A 499-nucleotide genomic window follows, 5' to 3' on the forward strand; every position below is an offset into this window, starting at 1 on the left:
CCGATTCAATCGGAACGGAAGCGTTCAGGCCTGCCGTTCCGGCGTCGACACGACCAATCCGTCGAGATCGTCGGTCACCTTGATCTGGCAGGACAGCCGCGAGTTCGGGCGCACGTCGAAGCCGAAATCCAGCATGTCCTCTTCCATCGGCGACGGCGCACCGACCTTCTCACGCCAGGCTTCATCGACATAGACGTGGCAGGTCGCACAGGCGCAGGCGCCACCGCATTCGGCTTCGATACCGGGAATGGCGTTGCGAATCGCGCCTTCCATCACCGTCGCGCCGTTCTCGATCTCAATGGTGCGTTTCTCGCCGCTATGGTCGATAAAGTGGATTTTGGCCATGATTGCTCGTGCTGCCGGAATGCGCCGGACGATGAATGGAAAGGTCCCGGCAGTCGTATAACGGGTCGATCCGCACAGCGCCAGCGCGGAGACCGAAATCCTGCCTGCCGGTCCGGACCGCGCCAACCGGCAGCGCCAGGGCCTTGCGGGCGCC

Annotated in this window: 1 protein-coding gene; it reads right to left on the reverse strand. The window is 63.3% G+C overall.

The features are described from left to right. Positions 1–24: 24 nt before the first annotated feature. On the reverse strand, positions 25–345 hold the full coding sequence (locus B2W55_RS31980; RefSeq protein ID WP_024585035.1) for a 2Fe-2S iron-sulfur cluster-binding protein: 321 nt from the start codon (positions 343–345) through the stop codon (positions 25–27). Positions 346–499 lie beyond the last annotated feature (154 nt).

Origin of the sequence: Bradyrhizobium sp. UBA2491, assembly GCF_002341725.1 — a bacterium.
Classification (GTDB): domain Bacteria; phylum Pseudomonadota; class Alphaproteobacteria; order Rhizobiales; family Xanthobacteraceae; genus Bradyrhizobium.

What these genes read in the sequence shown, in the direction of transcription:
- B2W55_RS31980 (WP_024585035.1), bottom strand. Translation starts at nt 345, where the DNA reads ATGGCCAAAATCCACTTTATCGACCATAGCGGCGAGAAACGCACCATT.